Source organism: Streptomyces sp. NPDC006197 (assembly GCF_040613865.1).
Lineage (GTDB): Bacteria > Actinomycetota > Actinomycetes > Streptomycetales > Streptomycetaceae > Streptomyces.
On record NZ_JBEXSZ010000021.1, the window covers coordinates 49,053 to 70,194 of the forward strand.

Here is a 21,142-nt window from a genome sequence, read left to right on the forward strand (position 1 = left end):
CGCGTACGTCCCCGCACACGGTACGGGACCGAGTACGGGGACGGACGTAACTACAGCGTCAGGCGAGGTCAGCCCTTGAAGCGCGGGAAGGCGCTGCGGCCGGCGTAGACCGCGGCGTCGTCGAGGATCTCCTCGATGCGCAGCAGCTGGTTGTACTTGGCGACGCGGTCCGAGCGGGCCGGGGCGCCGGTCTTGATCTGACCGCAGTTCACGGCGACGGCGAGGTCGGCGATGGTGACGTCCTCGGTCTCGCCGGAGCGGTGGGACATCATGCACTTGAAGCCGTTGCGCTGGGCGAGCTCGACGGCGTCGAGGGTCTCGGTCAGCGAGCCGATCTGGTTGACCTTGACCAGGAGGGCGTTCGCGGTGCCCTCCTCGATGCCGCGGGCCAGGCGCTCCGGGTTGGTGACGAAGAGGTCGTCGCCGACGATCTGGACCTTGGAGCCCAGCTTGTCGGTGAGGATCTTCCAGCCGTCCCAGTCGTCCTCGAACAGCGGGTCCTCGATGGAGACCATCGGGTACGCGGAGACGAGCTCCTCGTAGTACTCGGTCATCTCGGCGGCCGAGCGGGACTTGCCCTCGAACTCGTACGCGCCGTCCTTGTAGAACTCGGAGGCGGCGACGTCGAGCGCGAGCGCCACGTCGGTGCCCGGGGTGTAGCCGGCCTCCTTGATGGCCTCGACGATGAGGTCGAGGGCGGCGCGGTTCGACTCCAGGTTCGGGGCGAAGCCGCCCTCGTCGCCGAGGCCGGTGGAGAGGCCCTTGCGCTTCAGGACGCTCTTGAGGGTGTGGTAGATCTCCGCACCCCAGCGGAGGGCCTCGGAGAAGGACTCCGCGCCGATCGGGGCGATCATGAACTCCTGGATGTCCACGTTGGAGTCCGCGTGCGAACCGCCGTTGAGGATGTTCATCATCGGAACGGGCAGCAGGTGCGCGTTCGGGCCGCCCAGGTAGCGGAAGAGCGGGAGGTCGCTGGCCTCGGAGGCGGCGTGCGCGACGGCGAGGGAGACGCCGAGGATGGCGTTGGCGCCGAGCGAGCCCTTGTTCTCGGTCGCGTCCAGGTCGAACATGGCCTGGTCGATCAGGCGCTGCTCGGTGGCGTCGTAGCCGACGAGCTCCGGGCCGATCTGCTCGATGACGGCGAGGACGGCCTTCTCGACACCCTTGCCCTGGTAACGGTTGGGGTCACCGTCGCGGAGCTCGATGGCCTCGAAGGCACCGGTGGAGGCACCGGACGGAACGGCAGCACGGCCGGTGCTGCCGTCGTCGAGGCCGACCTCGACCTCGACCGTGGGGTTGCCTCGGGAGTCCAGGATTTCCCGGGCTACGACGACGTCGATGGACGGCACGAGCATCTCCTTCTGGGATGTGACGCTGGATGTGACGCAAGGTCGGTGCAGGGTCGCTTGGCCTTGCGACAAGAGCCTAACCGGCTCGGGGGCTCCGGCCAGCCGGGCGCCCGCCCGCTGGGACGAAAAAGGACCCAAGGGCACGCATCCCGGGACGAAGGACCCCGGATCTACTGGACAGTAACCGCTGAAACCGCCACGTTCCCCGGAAACGGGGAACCCCGGTCCGGCGCGCACGGGGGAAGGGCACGCCGGACCGGGGTGGTCACCGCGGGAGGGTCGTCGGGGCCGCGTGAGCCGCCGGACTCACGCGAGCCGCCGGACTCACTTCAGGTGGAGCTGCTGGCCCGGGTAGATGAGGTCGGCGTTCTCGACGACGTCCTTGTTCAGCTCGAAGAGCTTGGCCCAGCCGCCCTTGACGCCGTGCGCCTGGGCGATCTTGCTGAGGGTGTCGCCGGTGACGACCTTGTACTCGCCGTCGCCCTTCTTGACCTTCTCGCCGGTCGGGGTGGTGACGGTCTTGGGGGCCTTGCGCTGCTCGCTGCGGGTGGTCGGCTGCTCGGCGCGACGCTCCTGCTGCTTCGGGGCGGCCTGCTGCTTCGGGGCGGCCTGCTGCGGGGCGGCCTGCTGGGGCTCGCTCTGCTGCGGGGCGCTCTCGGCGGCGCCGCCGTCGTAGGAGGCACCGGAGAGGCCGACGCCGCAGCTCGGCCACGCGCCCTTGCCCTGGCCCGCGAGGACCTTCTCGGCGACGGCGATCTGCTGGGACTTCGACGCCAGGTCGGCGCGCGGGGCGTAGGCGGTGCCACCGAAGGCGGCCCAGGTGGAGTTGGTGAACTGCAGGCCGCCGTAGAAGCCGTTGCCGGTGTTGATGGCCCAGTTGCCGCCGGACTCGCACTGGGCGACGGTGTCCCACTCGGCGGAGGTGGCGGCCGAGGCGGTGCCCGCGGTCATCAGCGGGGCGGCGACGGCGATGCCGGTGACGCCGACGAGCGCGGCGACCTGGGTGGCCTTGGAGGGACGACGGTGTTTGCCCTTGGCGGAAAACAGCATGGGGATTCTCCTCACCGACGCCTGTGAGGTGAGCTGTCGGGTTCGGGCCGGAAAGTTGCCCGGCCGCGTGTCCTTGCACGCGGCTTCACCCCAAGCCGGTCGTCGGCCGTCTGTCTCAACGGCCGGGACCGGCACTTACCTTGGGTCCCCCACTCCTGCCTTCGGCGCTTGCGCGACGACTGTTCCCATCGGCCGACGGCAGGATTCGGCGTTTCGGTCGACGGGGCCCGCGGTGGCGAGCGGTGACGACCGTAGACACAGACCCGCCGGAAGTTCAAAGAGGCTCATCGGGGAAAAATCGCCCTTGTCCACCCTCCGGCGGGCGGTGTTTGCGCAGGTGAGAGGTGACGGAAGCAAAGTTTGCGGACGCGACACGCCAGTTGGGGCGAAGAGACCCATGTCTCACTTGCCCAGAACCGGACATAAGCCCGCGAACTAACCGGCTGCCGTTGTCGAACCCACCGTCAGGTCAAGGCTCTGACCAGGGAGGATGAGGTTCGGATCGGTGCCCACCGTCTGCCGGTTGGCGTCGTAGAGGGCGGTCCAGCCTCCGGGGAGTTCGTTCTCCTGCGCAATGCCGGACAGGCTGTCACCCGGACGCACGGTGTATTCGCCCGTAGTGTCCTGACTGTCCGTTGCGCCCGAATCCTTCGCCTCGTCAGTCGCGGGCGTGGCGTCGACCTTTTCTCCCGCCTTGTCCGCACTCGAAGCGTGTCGACCCGATTCGGGCGAGCTGTCCGTCTCGCCGGATTCCTCCGGAGCGGCCTCGCCCCGGTGCTTGCCGGTGCCGGGCGTGGCCGACGGTGCGTCAGTCTCCGGCGTGCCGGACGAATCCGGTGTACCGGGCGTAACGGACGCGTCGGGGGTGCCCGGAGTCGTCGGCGCGGCGGGCGCGGTGGACGTGGCCGGCGCGGTCGGCGTGGCGGAGGTCGCCGGAGCGGTCGGCGTGGTCGGCGCCGTGGGGGTCGCGGAGGTGGCGGACCGGTCCGTCGTCCCGGTGGTCCCCGTGGGGGCCGTCGGCGTCCCGGCGGTGCGGCCGGACTCGGGAAGGGGGCCGGTGGGCGCCGTCGGGACGACGGTCGGGCCGGGGTTCACGCCGGTGGCCCTGCCGTCGTTGGTCAGACCGGCGATCGGCGCGCAGGTGGCCCACTCGGTGCTGCCCTTGGCGAGCGCCTTCTCGGCCACCGCGATCTGCTGGGCGCGGCTGGCCAGGTCGGGGCTGGGCGCGTAGGCGAGGCCGCCGTTGCGCTCCCAGCTGTCCTGGGTGAACTGGAGGCCGCCGTACATCCCGTTGCCGAAGTTGGCGCTCCACTGGCCACCGGACTCGCACTCGGCGACCCGGTCCCAGGTGGCGGCGTCGGCGGCGGAGGCGGATCCGGTGGCGAGCAACGGCAGTGCCATGGCGGATCCGGTCACGCCCGCGGCGACGACGATGGCGGGGGCCTGACGGGGGCGACGGTGTCGTCCGTTCCCGGAACGCATAAGAGCGCCTTTCGCGTGACGGCTGAGACTGCCGGGAAACGTAGCCGCATTCGAACGTCCGTCACAAGTCGATGGCGCCACGATCACACGAAGATCACATTTCTGATGGACCCTCAGTGACCAGGACCGGTACGGAAGGGGAGAACTCCACCGGAAGCGTGCGCAAACCACGCATGATGAGCCCACCGCGCCACCGCAGTTCGGCCGGATCGGCGGCAAGTCGCAGGTCCGGCAGCCGGGTCAGCAGGGTCGCGAGCGCCGTCTGCCCTTCGAGGCGGGCGAGCGGCGCGCCCAGGCAGTAGTGGATGCCGTGCCCGTAGCCGAGGTGCTGGTTGTCGCGCCGGGCGAGGTCGAGCGTGTCCGGCCCCTCGAACCGCTCCGGGTCCCGGTCGGCGGCGGCGAGCACCACGAGCACCGGGTCGCCCGCCGGGATCTCCTGGCCGCCGATGGTCAGCGCCCGCGTCGCGTACCGCCAGGTGGCCATCTCCACGGGCCCGTCGTACCGCAGCAGTTCCTCGACGCCGGTCTCCAGGAGGCCGGTCTCCCCGGCGGCGAGCGAGGCCTGGAGCCGCTCGCGCTGCCCGGGGTGGCGCAGCAGCTGGTACACGCCGTTGCCGATGAGGTTGACGGTCGTCTCGAAGCCGGCGAACAGCAGGATGAAGGCCATGGCGGCGGCCTCGTTCTCGGTGAGGTGCTCGCCGTGGTCGGAGGCCTTGATGAGCCCGGAGATCAGGTCGTCCCCCGGGTCGAGCCGCTTGCGGTGGATCAGCTCGGCGAGGTAGCCCCGCATCTTCTTCACCGACCGGGCGACCCCGCCGCGCGGCCCGCCGCCGTGCCGGATCATCATCCCGGCCCAGTCCCGGAAGTCGTCCTGGTCCTCCTCGGGCACGCCGAGCAGGTCGCAGATCGCGTAGATGGGCAGCGGGAAGGCGAACTCGTGGATGAGGTCGGCGCTCCCCCGCGCCACGAAGGAGTCGATGAGCCGGTCCGTCAGCTCCTGCACGCGCGGGGTGAACTCGGCGACCCGGCGCGGGGTGAAGGCCTTCGAGACGAGCCGCCGCAGCCGGGTGTGGTCCGGCGGGTCGATGTTGAGCAGATGCGTCATCAGCTCGGCCTTGCGCTCGCCGGGGATGCCGGTCTTCCCCTTCGCGTGCGGGGACTCGTCGTGGTGCGCGGGGTTCTTGGAGAGCCGCTGGTCGGCGAGGGCCTGCCGGGCGTCCGCGTACCGGGTCACGAGCCAGGCCTCGACCCCGCTGGGCAGCGTCGTCCGGTGGACGGGGGCGTGCTCCCGCAGCCAGGCGTAGGCGGGGTACGGATCGCTGGCGAACTCCCAGGTGAAGAGCGTGGGAGCGGGGGCGGGACCGGGGGGCGTACTCACGGCACGACCGTACAGGGCCGCCCGGAAGGAACGTTTCGTGGAGATCCTGTGACCAAGCGGTACAGGTCGTGCCCTAGATTCCTGTCAGTGGATCCCCAGCTGCTCAGAAGCACGTTCGCGGTCGTCGAGAGACGCGCCGAGCACGCCGTCACGTTCTTCTACTCGCACCTCTTCTGGCACAACCCCGGGGTGCGCGAGCTCTTCCCCGAGGACATGCTCCCCCAGCGGGACCGGCTCTTCGCCGCGCTCACGCACGTGGTGACCCGTCTGGAGGACCCCGGGCTCGCGGCCTACCTCGGGCGGCTGGGCCGCGACCACCGCAAGTTCCTCGCCTCCCCCGCGCTGTACGCGGCCGTCGGGCAGAGCCTGCTCGCCGCGTTCGCGCACGCGGCCGGCGCCGCCTGGACGATCGAGGCGGAGAAGGCCTGGAGCGAGGCGTACGGGCACGTCGCCGATCTGATGCTGGCGGGCGCCGACGCGGCGGCCGGGGCCGGGGAGCCCGCCTGGTGGGACGCGGACGTCGTCCGCCACGAGCGGTACGGCGACGACCTGGCCGTCCTCACCCTCCGCCCCCGCCTGCCCCTCCCCCACCTGCCCGGCCAGTACGTCAGCGTCAGCTCGCCGCGGGTCCCGCGCGTCTGGCGCACCTACTCCCTGGCCGACGCGCCCCGCCCCGACGGCACGGTGGAGCTGCACGTGAGCCGGGTCGCGGGCGGCGCGATGAGCACGGCGCTGGTCGAGGAGACGGTCCCGGGCGAGGTGCTGCGGCTCAGCGCCCCCGGCGGCGGACTCGTCGCGCGGACGCCGCGGGGCGGACTGCGCACCTATATATGCGGGGGTACGGGCTGGGCCCCGGTGCGGGCGCTCCTCGCGGAGGCCGTCGACGCCGAGCCGGAGCTGGAGGGCCGGCTGTTCGTGGTGGCCCGCTCCAAGGAGTACCTGTACGCGCGCGAGGACGCCGAGCTCCTGAAGGAGCGCCTCCCCGGCCTGAACGTCACCTACATCGCGGCCGCGCCCCGGCAGCGCAAGGACCGGGCCACCGAGCGGCTGCTCCAGGCGCTGCGGGCGTGCGTCCACTGGTCCGCGCACGACGTGTACCTCGCCGGGCCGCCGGCCTTCGTGGCGGAGGTCGCCGAGGTCCTGGAGGAGCTGGGCACGGACCCGGCGCGGATCCACCACGACACCCTGCCGTCCGTGGGCCGCTTCACCACCCGCCCGAACACGGCGGCCGAACGCCTCCTGGGCCCCCCGGCCCCCCTCTGGCACGACCCGGAGGCCCGAGCGCCCCGCGACGGGGCCTAGGGCCTGTCTTCCGGGCCCTCCCCCGCGACGGGGCCTAGTCCTTCAGGCCCTCCGCCGCGCGGATCGTGTCGCGGTACGTGCGGGCCGCCGCCCGCAGGGCCGCCTCCGGGTCCACGCCGGCGGCCTCGGCGCGGGCGGCGAGGGCGAGCAGTTCGTAGCCGACGCCCTCGCCCGCCGGGAGCCCGACGTCGAGGCCCGCCGTGCGGACCCGGCCCGCGAGCTTCGCGGCGAGCGCGAGCCCCGGCTGTCCGAGCGGCACCCCGTCGGTGACGGACTCCCGCTGCTTCTCGACGGCCTTGGTGCGCAGCCAGTGCGCGTGGACGTCCTCGGGGGTCTCGGCGGTGGCGTCCCCGAAGACGTGCGGGTGCCGGTGGATCAGCTTCTCGACGAGCGTCCCGGCGACGTCGTCCACGGAGAACGGCTCCTCCGCGTCCTCCTCCGCGATCCGGGCGTGGAAGACGACCTGGAGCAGCACGTCCCCGAGCTCCTCGCGCAGCTCCCGCCGGTCGCCCTCCTCGATCGCCTCGACGAGCTCGTACGCCTCCTCGATGGCGTACTTGGCGAGCCCCCGGTGGGTCTGGCGCGAGGTCCAGGGGCACTCGCGGCGGATGCGGTCCATGATCTGCACGAGGTCGAGGAGGCGGGCGCCGGGCAGGTCGTACGAGCCGGGCAGCAGCTCCAGGTCGGGCATGGAGACGCGGCCGGAGCCGGCGAGCCGGGCGAGGCCGTCGGTCAGTGCCCTGTCCCCCTCGCCGGAGGGCAGCAGCAGGACCGTGCGGCCTCCGGCGCAGGCCTCGACGAGCTCCTCGGCGGTGGGGCGGACGTGCTCGACGGCGACGCCGGCCTCCCGCAGGTACGGCAGCTGGGGGTGGTCCTCGTCGGGGCAGAGCACCCGGTCGGCCCCGTGCAGCGCCTGCCAGGCGGGCCAGGACAGCAGTCCGGGCGCCACGCGGTGGCTGGCGGTGAGCAGGACGATGCGGCCGGGGCTCTCAGAAGTCACCCCTCAAACCTACCTACGCTCCGGACGCGGCGGCAGCGGGGTCCTGGCTGATCTGGCGGAGCCAGGGGGCCGTGGTGTCGGAGAGGCGGACCTGGGCGTCGTCCCAGCGGCCGTAGCGCGGGTTCACGTCGATGCCGAGCTCCTTGGAGGCGGCGGAGAAGACGTCCGTCAGCTTCTTCTGGCCCTCGGGGCTCTCGGTGACGCCCAGCTTCTGGGCGATCTTGTTCATGAGGACGTTGCGGCGGACGAACGCGTCGATCTGGTCGGGCGCCACGCCCTGCTCCTGGAGGAGGACGGCCTTGAGCTGCTCCTCGCCGCCGCCCTGGCGGACGAAGGAGTCCCGGGTCTGCTGGAGTTCGGCGCGGGTGGCGGTGACGCCGTTGTCGCGGGCGACCTCGTCGACGACCCGGTCGAAGATCATGACGTTGAGTTTGCGGCGGCTGAGGTCGCCGGTGGCCGCGACGAGCTGCGCGGACTGCGGCGAGGCCGCCTGCGCGTCCCGTACGTCCTCGACCTGCGCCTGCAGGCTGGCGACCTCGATCCGCTGGCCGCCGACGACGGCCGCCGCTCCTGGATGGGCGTCACTGCCGCAGGCGGTGAGCAGCGGGGCCGCGGCGAGGAGGGCGGCGGAGACGGTGAGCGCAGTGCGGCGGTGCAAAGGAGCCTCCCGGGCTGGTCGTGCGTCAGTTGAACGACCTTGCGGTGATCGATGGTAGGGAGTCGCCGGGGCCGGAGCCACTACTTCGGAGCGACTGTTTCCCACAACGACTCACCCGTCACCCGGGTGTCGGCCGCCCGCGAAGCGCCGCTCGTCTCCTTCAGCAGGTAGTGCGGCCGCCGCTTCACCTCGTAGTAGATGCGTCCGACGTACTCGCCGATCAGCCCGGCCATCACCATCTGCACGCCGGCGAGGGCGGTGACGGCGACGAGGAGGGTGACGTAGCCGGGGGTGTCGACGCCGTTGACGAGGGCGTCGCCGACGATCCAGGCCGCGTAGCCGAGGGCGACGACGGTGAGGAGCAGCCCGAGGTGGACGGCGGCCCGCAGGGGCTTGTTGTTGAAGGAGAGGAGGCCGTCGAGGCCGTAGTTGAGGAGCTTGCCGAAGGTCCACTTGGAGCGGCCCTGCTCGCGGACGGCGTTCTCGTAGGAGAAGGTCGTGGTACGGAAGCCGACCCAGGAGAAGAGGCCCTTGGAGAAGCGGTTGTACTCGCCGAGTTCGAGGACGGCGTCGACGGTGCGCCGCGACAGGAGCCGGAAGTCCCCGACGCCGTCGACGAGCTCGACGTCGACGAGCCGGTTGATCGCCCGGTAGTAGAGGCGGGCGGTGAGGGTACGGGTGACCCGGTCGCCCTCGCGGGTGCGGCGGGCGACGACCTGGTCGTACCCCTCGGCGTGCAGGGCGACCATGCGGTGCACGAGCTCCGGCGGGTGCTGGAGGTCGGCGTCCATGATCACGACGGCGTCTCCGGCGGCGTGCCGGAGTCCGGCGAGCATCGCGGCCTCCTTGCCGAAGTTGCGGCTGAAGGAGAGGTAGCGGACCCGGTCCGGGTCACGCCCCGCGAGCTCCTGGAGCAGGGGGAGGGTCCCGTCCCGGCTGCCGTCGTCCACGTAGACGATCTCGAACTGTCCGTCGGTGCGGTCCAGTTCGGCGGTCACGTGGTCGTGGAAGCGGGCGAGGACGTCCTCCTCGTTGAAGCACGGGACGACGATCGAGAGCAGCACGCGGACCACGACAACGGAGCCGGGTGTCCCGGCCGGTCCGGGTGGATGACCTTCAGGCGACCATCGCGTGAACTGGCCCTGCGGGCCCGCTTCTTCCCGTGGAGGCGCTGGCATATTCGAACGGTCATGCCGAACGCCAAGCACCCCCAGCCGCCCTCCGTCCACCTTGCCGGTCCGCTCGCTCCGGCGCTCGCCGGCGTCCTGACCGTCCTCGCCGTCTGCGGCGGGGACGCCGTCGCCCGGGTGTTCCCCTTCGGGCCGCGCCGCCGGGCCGTCAACGACCTCGCCAACCAGTTCGTGCCGTTCCACGCGCACCTGTGGGACCTGGTGCGCGGCCGGGCGGACGGCGGGCTGCTGCTGGACTGGGGGGCCGGCTGGGGCACGAGCTTCCTGCCCGACTACGGCACCTATCTGTCGAGCCCCTTCGCCCCGCTGGTCGCGCTCTTCCCGCGCGGCGACATCGAGTACGCGGTGTACGGGATCACCGTCCTGAAGACGGCGGTCGCGGCGGCGGCGATGACGTTCCTGCTGCGGCGGACCGGCCCCGGCGGCGCCCGGTGGTGGGCGGCGGTGCTCGGCGCCTCGTACGCGCTGTGCGGGTGGTCGCTCGCGGAGGGCACGTACAACCCGATGTGGCTGGACGGCCTGATCGCCTTCCCGCTGCTCTGCCTGGTGGGCGAATGGGCCCGGGAGGGCCGCCGGCCGCTCCTGGGGCCCCTGGTGGTGGCGGTCTGCTGGCTCGCGAACTTCTACACGGCGTACATGGCGACCCTCGGCGCCGCCCTCGTGCTCCTGGTCCGGCTGGCGGTCACGGACTCCTTCCGGTGGCGGACGCTGCTCCGCGCGGGGGTGACGACGGCCCTCGGCGTCGGCCTCGCCGCCCCCGTCCTCGTCCCCGTCTTCCTCGGCTCCCGGCACGCCCACCCGGGCGTCGTCCGGGACTTCGCCCCGGCGGCCGGCACGGACTTCTTTGCCCGGTTGCTCCCGGCAACCTACAGTTTCTCGACGCCGGCGGCCTTCGTCTGCACGGCGGTGCCGCTGCTCGCGGGGGCGCTGCTCTTCCGCCGGGACGCGCCGGGCCGGGAGCGGTGGCTGTGGGGCGGCCTGTGCGCGGCGGTCGCGCTGTCGATGCAGTGGGGCCCGACGCACCTGCTGTGGCACGTCTTCGCCACCCCGAACGGCAGCCCGTACCGCCAGACCTTCGTCCTGTCCGGCATCCTCGTGCTCGCCGCCTGGACGGGCCTCGCCCACGGCCTCCCGGACCGCAGGTCGCTGCTCGGCGGGGCGGCGGTCGTCCTGGCCCTGACCGCCGGGGCGCTGCCGAGCCCGCTCCTCACCCCCTGGTCGCTGCTCCTCGCGGGCGCCGGCCTGGCGGCGGTGGCGGGCGCGCTGCTGCTGCCGGGGCGGGGGCGGTACGGGGTGCTCGCCGCGCTCCTCGTCACGGGCACGCTCCTCGGCCAGGCGGCGGCGACCACGGCGTACGCGGACCGGGAGCGGCTCGCCCGGCTCGACGACTACCCGCCGTGGGGCGCGGAGCACGAGCGGCGGGCGGCGGCGCTCGCGGCGGCCGACGGCTGGCCCGCGTACCGCACGGACTCCGGCCTTCCCCGGGTCGCGGGCAACGACCCGCTGCTGCTCGGCGGCCAGGGCGCCGCGTACTACAGCAGCCACACCCCGGCGGTCCTGACGCAGACCCTGGCCGCGCTGGGCGGCGGCTGGACCTCGCGCGGCCGGAACCTGCTGAGCCTGGACAATCCGGTGACGGACGCGCTGTTCGGCGTGGGCGCGCGGTGGCGGAACGGCGAGGTCGTGCGTACGGACGCGCACCTGCCGCTGGTGACGGTGCGGCCCCCGGGCCCGCCCCCGGTCTACGGCCCGTCGCCCTTCCGCAACCAGGAACTCCTGCTCGGCGCCCGGGTGTACGAGCCCCCGCACGCGGGCGCGTGCCGGGTGGGCACGGAGGTCTTCCTCTGGGCCCCGGACGCGACGGGCACGGCCCGCCTGGGCGACCGGGAGACCCGCCTCCTCGGCGGCGGCCCGAAGCGCCGCGCGGCCCTGACCTCGCTGGGCGTCCAGCGCGTCCCCGGCCTGAAGCCGGTCCTGCCGGGGCCGGGCGAGCTGGGCTGCCTGGACCACGACCGCCTCCGCTCGGCGGTGACGGCCCTGCGCGCCCGCGCGGCGACCTCGGTCCGCGTCACGTCCGACGGCATACGGGCCGTCCTCCCGCCCGGCGCCACGGGCACGGCGGTCGTGGCGACCCCGCACATCGCGGGCTGGCACTGCGAGGGCGCCGACCCGGCCTCGTACGGCGGCCTCCTGGCCGTCCCGGCCGGGGGCGGCGAGCTCTCCTGCACGTTCCGGCCCCCGGGCCTGCGGGCGGGCCTGGCGGCGGGGGCCCTGGCGGCACTGGGGCTCGCGGGCGTGGTCCTGACGCGCGTCAGGAGCGGGCGATCGCCTCGTCGACGGCCGCACCCGTCGGCGGGATGACGAGCGCCGTCTCCCGGAGCGCCGGCGGCAGGTGACGGCGCCGGTCCTCGTGGAAGAGGAGGGCGGGGCAGCCCACGGGCAGGACGACGGCCCCCAGCGCGTCGGCGAGCCGGGCGAGCACGTCGAGCGCGGCACCGCGCGAGACGTGCGTCGCCGTCAGGTACGTCGGGTCGTCGGCTCCTCCGCCGCGCACGTCGATCTCCGCCGTGCCTCCGTCCTCCGCGCGCAGGAGGACCTCACCGAGGTCCAGGTCCCCCGCCACCACGTACGGCCCGACCGTCCGGCGGAACCGCTCGACGTCCAGTCCTGCGAACTCGCCGTCCACGAACCGGAAGAGGAACGTCTCCGCGCTCACGGCCCCTCGGCCCCGGAGGGGATCCGCAGCTCCCAGCGGACCTCGCCGTCCTGCGTCTCCTCCGTCGGCGCGAGGCCGGCCGCGCGGGCGACGGCGGCGGAGGCCGCGTGGTCGGGGTGGACGTGGGCGACGACGGTCCGGACGCCCCGCCCCACGAGCAGTCCGACGAGCCCCCCGGCGGCCTCGCGGGCGATCCCCCGCCCCTGCCAGTCCGTCCCGACGACCCAGGCGACCTCGGCGGTCCGCCCGCCGTCGGTGACCGTCGCCTGCACGGTCCCGGCGAGCCGGTCCTCCGCGCGGAGCCGCACCACCCAGTTGCACCAGACGACCGCCGGGTCGGGCGATCCGGCGACCAGCCGCTCGTACCGGGCGCGCAGTTCGGGCGCGGTGAGCGGGGCGCCGCCGATGAAGGCGTGGAGGGCGGGGTCGGCGAGGACCCCGGCCATCTCGTCGGCGTGCGCGACGGCGAGCGGCACGAGGTCGAGGCGCCGGGTGCGCACGGTCGCGGTCCCGGGGCTCACAGGTCCCCGAGGAAGCCGGGGTCGGTGCCGTCGAGCTGCAGGGCCGTGTCGCGTCCGAGCCCGAGCAGCTGCCCCAGGGGGACGACCGCGCGGCTGGTCCCGGCCAGGTCCCGGTGCGCCTCGGCGGACCACAGGGGCGGGTAGAGGCTGAGCCCCTCGCCGCCGGTCAGACCGGGCACCTCCTCGCGCCAGCCGGGCCAGCGCAGGCCCTCGTAGAACTCCTCGATCCCTCCGGCGAGCACCCACGACAGCCAGGCTCCGTACCCGGCGCCGATCGCGTCCCAGCGCAGCGAGTCGGGCGCGAAGTAGACCATCTCGCCGGGGCTGCCCGGCAGTCCGGTCTCCTCCTCCGTGCCGCCCTGGATCGCGAAGGCCCCGCCGAGCACGTCGTGCGCGACGAGGAGTCCGGCGGCGGGCCGCCAGGCGGGGTCGGGCTCGGCGGGGTAGCCGTTGACCCGGGCGAGGCCGGGCAGGCGCCGGTCGTTGTGGACGGCCGGGCTGCCGTACACCCGCAGCCAGCCGTCGTCGACGAGGGCGCCGCCGGTGCGGAAGAGGAAGGCGCCCAGGTACGAGCGGACGGTGACCTGCGTCTGGAGGAGCGTGGCCGCCCCTTGCGCGGGGTCGGCGTCCAGCACCTCGACGGGCACCTTCGCCGTCCGCAGCTCCTCTTCGAGCAGCGGCCATGCCGGGTCCTCGACCTCGGTCAGTTCGCTCAGTCCACGCACGGAGAAATCCTCGCACGCCTTCCTCCGTTGATCGACGGCACCGGCAGGGGTATCTTGCATTACATGGTTCCTGGCGAAGCAAGATCCGAGGCGGCCGGAAAGGTCGCCAGTCAGCTGCGCAAGGGCGTACTGGAGTACTGCGTCCTGGCCCTGCTGCGCGACGGCCCGCGCTACGGCGTCGAGATCCTCGACGAGCTGGCCGCCGTCAGCGTCATGACCACCAGCCAGGGCACCATCTACCCCCTGCTGTCCCGGCTCCGCCGCGACGGGCTCGTCGACACCGAACTGCGCGAGTCGGCCACCGGCCCCGCCCGCCGCTACTACACGCTCACCACACCCGGCAGGACCGCGCTCGCCGAGTTCGCCGAGAGCTGGCCGCGCTTCCGCGACGGCGTCGACCACTTCCTGACCGCACCCCACGGAGGCTCCGCATGACCGGCACCGCACACCCCCTCGTGACCGACTACCTGGCCACGATCGAGCGGGAGGCGTCCTTCCTGCCCGCCGGGCGCCGCGAGGAACTCCTCGCCGACCTGCGCGAACACCTCGCGGTCGCCGTCGGGGAGGAGCAGGACCCGGAGGCCGTCCGCACGGCGCTCGAACGGCTCGGCAGCCCCTCCGCCATCGTCGCGGCCGCCCGCGAGGAGGAGCCGGAGGCCGCGGCCCCGCCCGCCGCGCCTTCACCCGCGCCCCAGCCCCGGTCGCGGAGCGTCCTCACCGCCGTCCTGCTCGGCGTGAGCGGCATCGCCGCGCTCAGCTCCCCCTTCGCCGGCCTGGCCGCCCTCGTCCTGGGCCTCGGACTGCTGTGGACGTCCGCCGCGTGGCAGCGTCGGACGAAGGTGCTCGCGACCGCCCTGACCCTCGCGGCGCCGGTCACGGTCTTTCTCGGCATGCTCCTCCTGGCCGCCCGCCTCGGCGTGGTGGAGCTGCTCGTCCTCCTCGCCGTGAGCATCGCCCTGCCCGCGACGGCGGCGGTCCGTCTGCTCCGGGCCCCGGCGCAGACCGTCTGATCAGGCCCGGAAGGGGCAGGGGCCACCCCCTGCCCGACCAAGATCATCACGGGTGCAGAATGACCCGCATGACCCTGTCGAACACACCGAAAACGGCCACGCTCGACGACGCCGCCATGGTCGGCCGCACCCTGGCCTCCGCCTTCGGCGACGACCCGATGATGCGCTGGTTCTTCCCCGACGCCACCACGCGCGAGACGGGCCTCGGCCGCTACTTCACGACCCTCTTCACCCGGCAGTACGGCCTCCACGGCGTCTGTGAGCGGACCGGGTCGGCCGCCGCCTTCTGGGTGTCGCCCGAGGGCGCGGACAAGGCCGTCCCCGACGCGGAGACCATCCAGGAGCTCGTGGAGATCCTCGGCGACCGCGCCCCGGCCTTCCAGGAGGCCGTCACGGCCGCCGCCGAGCACGGCCCGACCGAGCCCCACTGGTACCTCGCCGTCATCGGCGCCGACCCCGCCGCCCGGGGCCGGGGCCACGGCTCGGCCCTCCTCCGCTCGGGCCTCGCCAAGGCCGACGCGGCGGGCCTGCCGGTCTACCTGGAGTCCTCCAAGCCGGACAACCTGCCGGTGTACGAGCACTTCGGCTTCGTCGTCCGCGACGAGTTCTCCCTGCCGGGCGGCGGCCCGGTCCTCTGGTCGATGAAGCGCGAGCCCCGCGCCTAAGGATGGTCCTGCCACAGGTGGCGCCGGAGCAGCACGTCCGCGTCCGTCACCGCACTGTGGTCGAACCGCTCCCGGGCCGCCCGCCGGTCCCGTACGAGCAGCGCACACGCGACACAGTGCGGTACGGGCTCCGGCGGGCGGCTCAGGTCGGGCACGGGCTCCGCCGCCCCGGCCCTGGCCCGCTCGTTGGCCGCCCGCACGCCCGCGCTCAGCCGCTCGGCGGGGGTGGCCGGGCGGAGATCGGCGGGATCCGCCTGCCACTCCCGCCCGCCGCCGACCGGACGGAGCATCACGTAGGGCCCGGCGGCACCCTTGAACTCACCGACCACACCCGCCACTTGGTCGTAGACCCAAGCTCCGAGTTCCATGGATACCGCTCCCTCTGGTGGACTACCCTCTGTGATCCCGGCACTACGAGAATGGACCGGGGAACCGGGAACCCGGAGCGGTGTCGGGCTGTACTTCCCCAGGTCGCGCGGGTAGTTCCACATCTTCCACAAGGGAGTGCGCGCGATGCCGGCGAGACGGGTGGTGACGGGCCGCAGCCAGGAGCCGAGGAAGCGGTTCGCGGAGGAGCTCAAGTCCCTGCGGACCGAACGGAGCCTGAGCCTGCGGAAGCTGGGCGAGGTGGCGGGCTGGGACTGGTCGCTGTTCTCGAAGATGGAGAAGGGCGAGACGCTCGGCGGCCCGGAGGTGGTCCAGGCGCTGGACCAGTACTACGGGACGGGGCGGATGCTGCTTGCGCTGTGGGAGCTGGCGGTGGCGGACCCGACGCAGTTCAAGGAGCGGTACCGGAGATACATGACGCTGGAGGCGGAGGCGATCAGCCTGTGGCACTACGCCCCCTACTTGCCGCCGGGCCTGCTCCAGACCGAGGCGTACGTACGCACTCTGATGGAGTGGGCCGGCGGCTGGGAGGGCGCCGAACTGACCCGGCAGGTCGAGGCGCGCGTGGGGCGACAAGCCCTCCTGGAGGGGGACAACGCCCCCACGTTCCGCACGATCCTCTCGGAGACCGTGCTCCGCACGCCGCTGCCGGTCCGGGCGCAGTGGCAGGAGCAGTTGGAGCACTTCCTGACGGTTGGCGATCGCCGCAACGTCACCATCCAAGTGGTGCCCCACTCCGCCGGGGTGTACGGCCTCGCGAACACGGCCGTGATGTTCCTGAAGCCGACGGACGGCCGCACGGTGGCCTGGGTGGAGACCTCCTATTCCGGTGAGTTGGTCGAGGACACGGCCGCTGTCGACCGGCTCCAGCTTCGATACGATCTCGTCCGTGATCTGGCCCTTTCTCCGGCAGATTCACGGAAGTTCATCATGCGGACGTTGGAGGAAGCATCGTGCGAGCCATCGACCTGACCACCGTCACCTGGCGCAAGAGCTCCTACAGCAACGAGGACGGCGGCGAGTGCCTCGAAGTCGCCGATCACCTCCCCCACGTCCCCGTCCGCGACTCCAAGAACCCCGCCGGCCCCGTCCTCGCCTTCGAGGCCGCCGCCTGGTCCTCCTTCGTCACCGGGGTCAAGGACGGGCAGATCGGCGCCTGAACCACCCGACCCACCGCAGGCCAGGGGGGCGACGCACCAGCCCCCACCGGCTGTCACTGGTTCTGCGTTTGACGACAGCCCCGCACGGGGCTGCACTGGATTCATGGACGCTGCGGCGACTCCGTCTTAGGGAGAGCAGCGATGACGACCATGGAAAGTTTCGACCTTCTGCAGCCGTACAAGATCGCCGAGGAGACGTTCGTCATCCCGTGGGCCCTCGAAGCCCCACCGGTCGGCCACTTCCCGATGAATTCGATGGTGATCCGGGGAGCCGAACCGGTCCTTGTGGACACCGGGGCGCCCGCGGTGCGCGCCCAGTGGCTGGAGGCGGCCTGGTCCGTCGTGGATCCCCTGGACGTACGGTGGATCTTCCTCACCCACGACGACCGCGACCACGCCGGAAACCTTCTGGCGGTCCTCGCGGAATGCCCGAACGCGACCCTGCTGACGACGTGGTTCTCCATCGGCCGCATGGCCGAGGAGTGGGAGACCCCCATCAACCGGTGCCGCTTCATGACCGACGGCGACACGATCGACGCGGGCGACCGCACCCTGGTCGCCAAGCGGCCACCCCTGTACGACAACCCCACGACCCGTGCCCTCTTCGACCCGAAGAGCAATGTCCTGTGGTCCGTCGACACCTTCGCCACGAACGTGCCGACCCCCATGCCCGAGACGGCTGCGCTGTCGCCGGACGAGTTCCGCGACGGTCAGTTCTTCGGCGGCAGGCTGGTCTCCCCCTGGGTCGCCCTGCTGGACGACCAGAAGTTCGGGGCGGTCGTCACCGACTTCCAGCACCTGAACGCCGAGGTCATCGCCGGCTGCCACTGCCCGGTCCTGCGCGGCCCCCAGATCCCCGAGGCCTACGACCTCCTCCGCCGGCTCCCCGAGATCCCCCCGTGGACGGAGTTCACCCAGTCCGACCTGGACCAGTGGATGGCGGCCGCCGAGAGCTCGGTTCCGCCGGAGCAGCCGCGGCCGTCGGGGACGTGAGCGGCGGCGCACCGGCGAACGGTGGATCAACCGTTTCGACCGGTGGCGCGGGCCAGGGCGCGGAGCAGACGGACGTACGGTGACCAGCGGGCCGGGCGCCGGACGGTGCCGGTGCAGGCGAGTTCGGCGCGGTCGAGGCCGTCCTCCAGGCAGGCGTCGTGGAGCGGGCGCCAGGCCAGGGGCCAGGTCAGGCGGGCCAGGCCCCTGGGCGCCATGGCGAGGGTGTGGTGCAGCCGCGTGCGGCCTTGGCCGGCGGGGAGGACGGCCAGTTCGTGGAAGCCGTGGAAGCCGCGGGGCCCGGTGAACTCGAAGCGGATCCAGCGCCCGGGGGCGTACCCGGCGATCGTGTAGCGCACCGGGCCGTGGCCGCCGACCGCGCCGGGTCCCAGGGGGCGGTCGAACTCCATCGGCGCCCAGGCCGCGCCGGGCCAGAGCCGGTCGCCCTCCCCACTCGCCAGGGTGTCGATGAGCCCGCCCGCCTCGCTGTCCTTCACGGGCAGCAGGCGCTCGTGCACGTTGTAGACGCCCATGCGTCCTCCCTCGAACAGTATTGGAGACCTGTCTCCAATTAATTGGAGAGTACTCTCTGATTCATGGCGAGACCACCCCGCTTCGACGCGGACCAGTTCCTCGACGCCGCCGTCCGCCTCACGGCCGGGGGCGGGCCCGCCGCCGTGACCATGTCGGCCGTGGCCCAGGCCGTCGGGGCGCCCAGCGGCTCCGTGTACCACCGCTTCGCCGGGCGCACGGCACTGCTCGCGGAGGTGTGGCTGCGTACCGTGGAGCGCTTCCAGGCCGGCTACCTCGCCGTCCTGGCCGGCGAGCCCGACGCGCACCGGGCGGCCCGCGCGGCTTCCCGGCACGTGGTGGCCTGGTGTCGCGAGAACCCGGACGAGGCGGCCCTCCTCCTCTACGGCGCCGCCGACTTCGGCCGCGCCGACTGGACGGAGGAGCACACCGAGCGCGCCGACGTCGGCAACCGCCGCGTGTTCGCCGCCCTGGCCCGTCTCGCCGAATCCCTGGGCGCCCGGGACGAGCAGGACCGGGACCGTGCCGCCCTGGCACTGGTCGACCTGCCGCTGACCGTGGTCCGCCGTCACCTGCGGAGCGGCACCCCCCTGCCACCGCACGCCGAGGACCTCACCGAACAGTGCACGGCGGCACTCCTGACCTGACCAGACCCCTGCGGTGGAGGCACAACCGAGGCAGTGCGGAAACTTTAGTTTACGTTGACGGCATCGGAAACTATAGTTGTCGCATGATGGCCTCTGAGATCACCCCAGAAGAGCAGGCAGAGCTCGACAAGGCCCTGTACGACGCCCTGAACCCCCTGGCCTCGGCTATCCGCTCCCGAGAGACCGGGCTGTCCGTGGACCGTATGTGGGAAGCGAATCCCGTCGAAGTGGCGCTGTCCGTCCTGGCCGCTTGGAAGGTGGTGGATGTCCAGGTCAAGCGGCTGACGGAGCGGGCGGCAGCGACCGCCGGGTCCTACGGCGCAAGCTATGAGCAGTTGGGAGCCGTCTGGGGCATCACCCGGCAGGGCGCCCGCAAGAAGTGGCCCGACGCCGTCAGCCGCCCAGCATCCGCGGCAGCGGGCAGAAGTACGCTCGCGCTGTTCGGAGGGACCGCCGAGTTGGTGCAGTCGCCTTCCGGTGATTGGAGCTGGACAGGCAAGGGTGCCGATGGAGCATTCGGCACGGTCGCCGGTGAGACGCTTTACACGACCGCGGAAGAAGCAGCGGCCCACGCGGGCGCGTTCCTCAAAGAACACGCCCTCGACAGCGGCGACCGGCCCTAGAGCTTCTCGCGTGGGTCGTCTGCGGGCCCGGACGAGGACGGCCGCGAGGTGGAGTGCGGTCTGGTCGGGCGGTTGGAGACACGCCCTACGCCGCGTCGGCGGCCGGCCAGTTCTCCACTGCCGCCTTCGCCGCCGCGTGCGCGTCCGCGTCCGCCTCGCAGTCGGGGCACCGGCCCGGTTCCCAGGCGCGGAAGGCGACATCCTCGCAGGTGACGCAGATCTGGACCGGCGGCGGGCCCTGAACTCGGGGCGCGGCGGGGAGCGGGGGCGGAAGGAGGACCTTCAGGCGGTGGGAGAGGAAGCCCGCCGGGTGCCTGAGGGACTCCGGGAGGTCGGCGAGCAGGGTGCGGCGGATGGCGTCGGGGCCGGCGCCCCGGGCGAACCAGGCTTCGACGGCCGGGGCCAGGTGCCGGATGTCCCGTACGGAGAGCAGGAAGCGGGCGTCGTGGCGGCGCAGGTCGAGCAGCAGCTCCGTGGCCGGGGTCGGGGGGATGGCGGGGGTCTCGCCCCCTACCGGATCCGGGTCGGGGCCCGACTACGGATCCGGGTCTGGGTCCGGGGCCGACTCCGGGTCGAGGTCCGAGTCCGGGTCGGGGTCCGGCTCCGGGGGCTCGACCGCGCCCGGATTGTTGTACGAGACCGTACGGGTCGCGATCCGGCCGCTGGGGAGGCGCTCGCGGGTGCGGGAGAGGTACCCGTGGGTCTCCAGCTCGCGCAGGGCGGCGGCGATGCGGATCTCGCCCTCGGGGAAGCGCTCGGCGAGGCGCTTGACGCCGATGCGGGTGCCGGTGGCCAGCGACTGGATGTGGACGGCGAGACCGATCGCGGCGAGCGAGAGGTGCTCGTGCTGCGCGAGGTGGTTGCCGACGACGATGTAGCGCGTCGTGTGGGTGACGTTGGCGTGGATAACGCCCGCGGCGGGGACGGGCGCGCTAAGGTGCTGAGCATCCATGGGGAAGGGTTTGCTTCCTCGATGGCCAGGCCCCCGTCGTGGATTGCGAGTCCCGTCGGGGGCCGAGCATTTTCAGTTCGGGTCGCCGCGAGCATATGCCAGGCAACCACCCCGAAATCCACCCGAGTTGGCACAGTTCCCTCGTGTGGGTGACACCCTCGCGCGACGCGCGTCCTCAGCTGTTACCACTCAGAGCAGGTGGGGTGTGGTTGGTACTTGCCCCCGGTACTTAAAAGGACGTCGGCGCAGGCCGGGTCGTGGGGCCGGGCGACCCGGCGCGGAAATGCGCACGCTGGGCGATCATGGCGCTACGCTCAGCGACATGACTAGTTGGACTTACGTGAACCAGGGCGACCCGACGGACGCCTTGCAGATCGAGAGCGTCACCGTCACCCCGGACCCGCCAGAGCGGGGCGCCCAGGCGAAGCTGACCGTCAAGGGCACCGCCCAGACCGCCATCGAGGACGGCGCCTACTTCGACGTCACCGTCAAGCTGGGCCTTATCAAGCTGCTGCAGAAGCAGGTCAACCTCTTCGAGGAGCTGCGCAACGGCTCGGCCTCCGAGGGATGGAGCGCGACGCCCGACCCGGCCGGCGGGCCGATCAAGCCCGGTCCCGTGGAGCTGACCTACGTCATGCAGCTCTCACGGGACATGCCGCCGGCCAAGTACAAGGTCACCTGTCAGGCCTACACCGTCGATGACGACGTTCTCGCCACGCTCGACTTCGCTTTCGACTTCCTGTCCAAGTCCTAGGAACCCGGGACCCGGCACGCCGAAGCGGCCCCCACCCCACAAGGGCGGAGGC

General features: G+C 72.6%; 24 protein-coding genes and 1 riboswitch. Of the genes, 11 read left to right on the forward strand and 13 right to left on the reverse strand.

The window, feature by feature from the left end:
- Positions 1–68: 68 nt before the first annotated feature.
- From eno to ABZ318_RS09550, 4 genes are all read right to left on the reverse strand, one after another.
- A complete protein-coding gene (gene eno, locus ABZ318_RS09535; RefSeq protein ID WP_356901900.1) occupies positions 69–1,355 on the reverse strand; it encodes a phosphopyruvate hydratase in 1,287 nt (428 codons plus the stop codon).
- A gap of 318 nt (positions 1,356–1,673) precedes the next feature.
- Positions 1,674–2,399, reverse strand: coding sequence for a transglycosylase family protein (locus ABZ318_RS09540; RefSeq protein ID WP_356901901.1), 726 nt, complete (start codon positions 2,397–2,399; stop codon positions 1,674–1,676).
- A gap of 3 nt (positions 2,400–2,402) precedes the next feature.
- A riboswitch (cyclic di-AMP (ydaO/yuaA leader) is annotated at positions 2,403–2,576 on the reverse strand.
- A gap of 258 nt (positions 2,577–2,834) precedes the next feature.
- Positions 2,835–3,800 carry a transglycosylase family protein gene (locus tag ABZ318_RS09545; protein ID WP_356901902.1) on the reverse strand — a complete coding sequence of 322 codons (966 nt, stop codon included), beginning with the start codon at positions 3,798–3,800 and terminating at the stop codon, positions 2,835–2,837.
- 175 nt (positions 3,801–3,975) lie between these two features.
- On the reverse strand, positions 3,976–5,259 hold the full coding sequence (locus ABZ318_RS09550) for a cytochrome P450 (protein ID WP_356901903.1): 1,284 nt from the start codon (positions 5,257–5,259) through the stop codon (positions 3,976–3,978).
- A gap of 87 nt (positions 5,260–5,346) precedes the next feature.
- Between ABZ318_RS09550 and ABZ318_RS09555 the strand changes: the two genes are divergently transcribed.
- On the forward strand, positions 5,347–6,561 hold the full coding sequence (locus ABZ318_RS09555) for a globin domain-containing protein (RefSeq protein WP_356901904.1): 1,215 nt from the start codon (positions 5,347–5,349) through the stop codon (positions 6,559–6,561).
- A 34-nt stretch (positions 6,562–6,595) separates the two neighbouring features.
- On the opposite strand, the gene ABZ318_RS09560 is transcribed toward ABZ318_RS09555, so the two are convergent.
- The 3 genes from ABZ318_RS09560 to ABZ318_RS09570 form a co-directional block, all read right to left on the reverse strand.
- Positions 6,596–7,561: a nucleoside triphosphate pyrophosphohydrolase gene (locus ABZ318_RS09560; protein ID WP_356901905.1), complete on the reverse strand. Its 966-nt coding sequence runs from the start codon at positions 7,559–7,561 to the stop codon at positions 6,596–6,598.
- A gap of 13 nt (positions 7,562–7,574) precedes the next feature.
- Positions 7,575–8,219, reverse strand: coding sequence for a SurA N-terminal domain-containing protein (locus ABZ318_RS09565; RefSeq protein ID WP_356901906.1), 645 nt, complete (start codon positions 8,217–8,219; stop codon positions 7,575–7,577).
- An 80-nt stretch (positions 8,220–8,299) separates the two neighbouring features.
- Positions 8,300–9,283: a glycosyltransferase family 2 protein gene (locus ABZ318_RS09570; protein ID WP_356901907.1), complete on the reverse strand. Its 984-nt coding sequence runs from the start codon at positions 9,281–9,283 to the stop codon at positions 8,300–8,302.
- A 126-nt stretch (positions 9,284–9,409) separates the two neighbouring features.
- Here ABZ318_RS09570 and ABZ318_RS09575 point away from each other — a divergent pair, with 126 nt between their 5' ends.
- Positions 9,410–11,770: a YfhO family protein gene (locus ABZ318_RS09575; protein ID WP_356901908.1), complete on the forward strand. Its 2,361-nt coding sequence runs from the start codon at positions 9,410–9,412 to the stop codon at positions 11,768–11,770.
- On the opposite strand, the gene ABZ318_RS09580 is transcribed toward ABZ318_RS09575, so the two are convergent.
- From ABZ318_RS09580 to ABZ318_RS09590, 3 genes are read right to left on the reverse strand one after another with little or no spacing between them, the layout of a single operon-like run.
- Positions 11,721–12,125 carry a hypothetical protein gene (locus tag ABZ318_RS09580; protein ID WP_356901909.1) on the reverse strand — a complete coding sequence of 135 codons (405 nt, stop codon included), beginning with the start codon at positions 12,123–12,125 and terminating at the stop codon, positions 11,721–11,723. The genes ABZ318_RS09575 and ABZ318_RS09580 overlap by 50 nt on opposite strands.
- Positions 12,122–12,625, reverse strand: coding sequence for a GNAT family N-acetyltransferase (locus tag ABZ318_RS09585; RefSeq protein WP_356901910.1), 504 nt, complete (start codon positions 12,623–12,625; stop codon positions 12,122–12,124). The genes ABZ318_RS09580 and ABZ318_RS09585 overlap by 4 nt, the downstream gene beginning before the upstream one ends.
- Positions 12,626–12,642: 17 nt before the next feature.
- Positions 12,643–13,371, reverse strand: a complete 729-nt coding sequence (locus ABZ318_RS09590; protein ID WP_356901911.1) for a DUF2625 domain-containing protein — start codon at positions 13,369–13,371, stop codon at positions 12,643–12,645.
- A gap of 63 nt (positions 13,372–13,434) precedes the next feature.
- Between ABZ318_RS09590 and ABZ318_RS09595 the strand changes: the two genes are divergently transcribed.
- The 3 genes from ABZ318_RS09595 to ABZ318_RS09605 are packed head-to-tail and all read left to right on the forward strand — an operon-like array spanning position 13,435 to position 15,046.
- The gene (locus tag ABZ318_RS09595; protein WP_356901912.1) at positions 13,435–13,806 is read left to right on the forward strand and encodes a PadR family transcriptional regulator; all 372 of its coding nucleotides are present in this window, start codon (positions 13,435–13,437) and stop codon (positions 13,804–13,806) included.
- Positions 13,803–14,381: a hypothetical protein gene (locus ABZ318_RS09600; RefSeq protein WP_356901913.1), complete on the forward strand. Its 579-nt coding sequence runs from the start codon at positions 13,803–13,805 to the stop codon at positions 14,379–14,381. Before ABZ318_RS09595 ends, ABZ318_RS09600 begins: the two co-directional genes overlap by 4 nt.
- A gap of 59 nt (positions 14,382–14,440) precedes the next feature.
- Positions 14,441–15,046, forward strand: a complete 606-nt coding sequence (locus ABZ318_RS09605; RefSeq protein WP_356901914.1) for a GNAT family N-acetyltransferase — start codon at positions 14,441–14,443, stop codon at positions 15,044–15,046.
- On the opposite strand, the gene ABZ318_RS09610 is transcribed toward ABZ318_RS09605, so the two are convergent.
- Entirely contained in the window at positions 15,043–15,414 is a 372-nt protein-coding gene (locus ABZ318_RS09610) for a hypothetical protein (protein ID WP_356901915.1), read from the reverse strand. The genes ABZ318_RS09605 and ABZ318_RS09610 overlap by 4 nt on opposite strands.
- Before the next feature lie 145 nt (positions 15,415–15,559).
- On the opposite strand from ABZ318_RS09610, the gene ABZ318_RS09615 reads away from it, so the two are divergent.
- The 3 genes from ABZ318_RS09615 (at position 15,560) to ABZ318_RS09625 (ending at position 17,586) form a co-directional block, all read left to right on the forward strand.
- The gene (locus ABZ318_RS09615) at positions 15,560–16,405 is read left to right on the forward strand and encodes a helix-turn-helix transcriptional regulator (RefSeq protein ID WP_356901916.1); all 846 of its coding nucleotides are present in this window, start codon (positions 15,560–15,562) and stop codon (positions 16,403–16,405) included.
- The gene (locus ABZ318_RS09620) at positions 16,387–16,593 is read left to right on the forward strand and encodes a DUF397 domain-containing protein (protein ID WP_356901917.1); all 207 of its coding nucleotides are present in this window, start codon (positions 16,387–16,389) and stop codon (positions 16,591–16,593) included. Before ABZ318_RS09615 ends, ABZ318_RS09620 begins: the two co-directional genes overlap by 19 nt.
- A 141-nt stretch (positions 16,594–16,734) precedes the next feature.
- Positions 16,735–17,586: an MBL fold metallo-hydrolase gene (locus tag ABZ318_RS09625; protein ID WP_356901918.1), complete on the forward strand. Its 852-nt coding sequence runs from the start codon at positions 16,735–16,737 to the stop codon at positions 17,584–17,586.
- A gap of 26 nt (positions 17,587–17,612) precedes the next feature.
- Here ABZ318_RS09625 and ABZ318_RS09630 read toward each other — a convergent pair whose 3' ends face one another.
- On the reverse strand, positions 17,613–18,116 hold the full coding sequence (locus tag ABZ318_RS09630; protein ID WP_356901919.1) for an SRPBCC family protein: 504 nt from the start codon (positions 18,114–18,116) through the stop codon (positions 17,613–17,615).
- A 63-nt stretch (positions 18,117–18,179) separates the two neighbouring features.
- On the opposite strand from ABZ318_RS09630, the gene ABZ318_RS09635 reads away from it, so the two are divergent.
- Together ABZ318_RS09635 and ABZ318_RS09640 are read left to right on the forward strand one after the other, a co-directional pair.
- Positions 18,180–18,761 (forward strand): TetR/AcrR family transcriptional regulator, encoded by a 582-nt coding sequence (locus ABZ318_RS09635; protein WP_356901920.1) that lies wholly within the window; start codon positions 18,180–18,182, stop codon positions 18,759–18,761.
- 83 nt (positions 18,762–18,844) lie between these two features.
- Positions 18,845–19,384, forward strand: a complete 540-nt coding sequence (locus tag ABZ318_RS09640) for a hypothetical protein (RefSeq protein ID WP_356901921.1) — start codon at positions 18,845–18,847, stop codon at positions 19,382–19,384.
- Between the two features lie 535 nt (positions 19,385–19,919).
- On the opposite strand, the gene ABZ318_RS09645 is transcribed toward ABZ318_RS09640, so the two are convergent.
- Positions 19,920–20,336, reverse strand: coding sequence for a hypothetical protein (locus tag ABZ318_RS09645; protein WP_356901922.1), 417 nt, complete (start codon positions 20,334–20,336; stop codon positions 19,920–19,922).
- Positions 20,337–20,658: 322 nt separating this feature from the next.
- Here ABZ318_RS09645 and ABZ318_RS09650 point away from each other — a divergent pair, with 322 nt between their 5' ends.
- Positions 20,659–21,090, forward strand: coding sequence for an ML domain-containing protein (locus ABZ318_RS09650; RefSeq protein ID WP_356901923.1), 432 nt, complete (start codon positions 20,659–20,661; stop codon positions 21,088–21,090).
- Positions 21,091–21,142 lie beyond the last annotated feature (52 nt).